Raw genomic sequence first — 3,186 nt, forward strand, 5'->3', positions numbered from 1 at the left:
CAAATGCGGAAGCCTGCTAGCCGGGATAACCCGGCGGCCCGCGAGTTAAAAATCACGCGAGCACGCAACTTAACACTAGTAAAAATACCATAAAAAACAAAACCCCCGGCCTGAGCCGGGGGCTTAAACTTGCCTTAAGAATATTACTTCTTCATTTCCTTAGCGCTGGCCTGAGCCGCCGCCAATCTGGCTATTGGCACGCGGAACGGAGAGCAGGAAACATAGTCAAAGCCTTCGCGGTGACAGAATTCCACGCTGGAAGGTTCCCCGCCGTGTTCGCCGCAGATACCTATCTTAAGGTTTTTCTTAACGCCTCTGCCGGCTTTTACGGCATGGCGGATTAAGAATCCGACGCCCGTCTGATCGAGTATCTGGAAGGGGTCATTCTTTAAAATGCCCTTTTTGATATAATCGGGGACGAAAGCGCCGATATCGTCGCGGGAGAAGCCGAAAGTCATTTGGGTAAGGTCATTGGTGCCGAAAGAATAGAAATCGGCAACTTGCGCTATATCGGCCGAGGTTATCGCCGCACGCGGGATTTCAATCATCGTACCGACGGTGTAAGCGATTTTCTTGCCGGCTTTCGCGCAGACTTCTTTATGAACTTTCTCAATAATAGGCTTCTGATTGACGATTTCTTTTTCGTCGCAGACGACCGGTATCATAATTTCCGGCGTAATCTTTAAGCCTTCTTTTATAAGTTCGGCCGCGGCTTCAAATATGGCTCTGGCCTGCATTTCCGTAATTTCCGGATAAGTTACGCCCAAGCGTATACCGCGGTGGCCCATCATAGGGTTGCTTTCCTTGAGGGCTTCTGCGCGTTTTTCAAACTGTTCGGGCGTAATCTTCAAAGCTTTGCAAATAGCTTCTACCGCGTCTTTGCTGTGAGGAATAAACTCATGCAAAGGCGGATCCATAAGGCGGATTGTTACAGGGAAGCCCGCCATAGCTTTAAGAGCGGCTTTAATATCTTTCTTCATGAAAGGGAAGATTTCTTTTAAAGCTTTTACCCTTTCTTCGGTGGAGCCGGAAAGTATCATTTTCCTTAAGGCGAAAAGCGGCTTTTCGGAGTTGGCCCCGTAGAACATATGCTCAATGCGGAACAAACCTATACCCTGCGCGCCGAAAGCTTTTGCTTTTTCGGCGTCGGCCGCCGTATCGGCGTTGGCGCGGACTTTAAGGCGTTTTACGGCGTCGCAAACTTTAAGGAAGTTTATCAAATTGGCGTTTTTCTCCCCTGCGTCAAGCATGGAGAGCTTGCCTTCGTAAACATAGCCTCTGGTGCCGTTAAGCGTCAGATAATCGCCTTCTTTATATTGTTTGCCGTTTACCGTCATAATGCGTTTGGCGGTGTCGACCGTGATTTCGCTGCAGCCCACTATGCAGCATTTGCCCCAGCCGCGGGCGACCAAAGCGGCGTGGGAAGTCATCCCGCCGCGGGCCGTCAAAATGGCTTGAGCCGCGCGCATACCCTCTACGTCTTCGGGGTTGGTTTCTTCGCGGACTATAATACATTCCTTGCCAGCTTTTTTGGCTTCAATGGCGGCGGCGGAATCAAAAACTATAAAACCGCAGGCTCCGCCCGGGCCGGCCGGAAGACCTTTGGCTATCGCTTTGGCGGAAGCTTCGGCTTTAGGATCCACTATCGGGTGCAAAAGCTCGTCAAGCTGGGCCGGCGATACGCGCAAAACGGCCTCAACTTTATTAATAAGCTTTTCTTTAAGCATATCCAAAGCTATTTGTACGGCGGCGATGCCGTTGCGTTTGCCTACGCGGCACTGCAAAAGCCAAAGTCTGCCGTTTTCAATCGTAAATTCAATATCAAGCATGTCTTTGTAATGCTTTTCAAGACGTTTTTGAATGGCGTCGAGTTCTTTATAAGCTTTGGGCATGACTTTCTTTAAAGATTCGCTGTCATTGCCGTGGCCGGAGGTTGACCATTCGTTAATCGGGCACGGGGTCCTGATACCGGCTACGACGTCTTCGCCTTGCGCATTGACGAGATACTCCCCGTAAAAGTGGCTGTCGCCGTTGCCGGGGTTTCTGGTAAAAGCCACGCCGGTAGCGCTGCTGTTGCCCATATTGCCGAATACCATTGACTGAACGTTTACGGCAGTACCCCAATCATGCGGGATTTTTTCAATATTTCTGTAAGCGACGGCTCTTTTCCCGTTCCAGGAAGCGAATACCGCGCCTATCGCACCCCAAAGCTGCTGCATCGGGTCGTCGGGGAAGTCGGAGCCGAGCACTTTCTTTACGGTCTTTTTGAAATTTTCGCACAAGGCTTTAAGTTCCTGGGCGGTAAGTTCCGTATCGGATTTATAACCTTTGGCGGCTTTGACGTCGCAAAGTTTTTCGTCTAAGATTTTGCGTATGCCTTTATCGTCTTTGGGTTCTATGCCGGCGGCTTTTTCCATTACGACGTCGGAGTACATCATAATCAAGCGGCGGTAAGCGTCGTAGACGAAGCGCTCGTCGCCAGTCATTTTAATCATACCGGGAATGGTTTTTAAAGTAAGACCGACGTTTAAAATCGTTTCCATCATACCGGGCATGGAACTTCTTGCGCCGGAGCGTACCGAAACCAACAAAGGATTGTTTACAGAGCCGAACACTTTGCCCGTTTCCTTTTCAACTTTTTTAAGATTGGTTTCGACTTCCGCTTTTAAAGTTTTGGGATAAGTCCTTTTATTGTTCCAATAGTAGGTGCAAACTTCCGTAGTGATTGTGAAACCGGGCGGCACCGGCAATTTGAGTTTAGGGTGTCCGGCCATTTCCGCAAGGTTCGGCGGAAGGAAATCAATCTGCAAAGATCTCCATCCAAATGGGAATAGCAGTACTCACCATTTTCATACACATCGTGCTCCAACCCACCGAGCGTAACAGTGGGTTCAGCATCCCCAAAGATAATTTCTTTCAGATATCTTTTCCATCTTTGGGTGGTGATAATTTGAAGCAATTTGATGCCAAACCCATTCATAGGGATGAAATGAAGATGTTGATAGATTCTGTCTAAACCACCCTTTAAATGCCGCCTGGCAAAAGAATTCTCCATCGTCATGGCCGCTGTAAAAAAGTCTTTGCCAACATTCATCCCGATGTGATTACCATCACCGGGGAGGGAGATAAACCTGTCAACGTAGATCAGGTGCGTGAACTGCGCGCCGATGCTCTCATCTGTCCCAA

At 49.1% G+C, this 3,186-nt stretch carries 1 protein-coding gene; it reads right to left on the reverse strand.

Features of this window, described 5'->3' with window-relative positions; all coding sequences use genetic code 11:
* Window positions 1-143 precede the first annotated feature (143 nt).
* The gene (ppdK, locus tag ACQY26_RS02190; protein ID WP_428047442.1) at window positions 144-2,774 is read right to left on the reverse strand and encodes a pyruvate, phosphate dikinase; all 2,631 of its coding nucleotides are present in this window, start codon (window positions 2,772-2,774) and stop codon (window positions 144-146) included.
* Between the last annotated feature and the right edge of the window lie 412 nt (window positions 2,775-3,186).

The sequence above is a fragment of the Candidatus Proelusimicrobium excrementi genome (assembly GCF_937881865.1).
GTDB lineage: Bacteria > Elusimicrobiota > Elusimicrobia > Elusimicrobiales > Elusimicrobiaceae > Proelusimicrobium > Proelusimicrobium excrementi.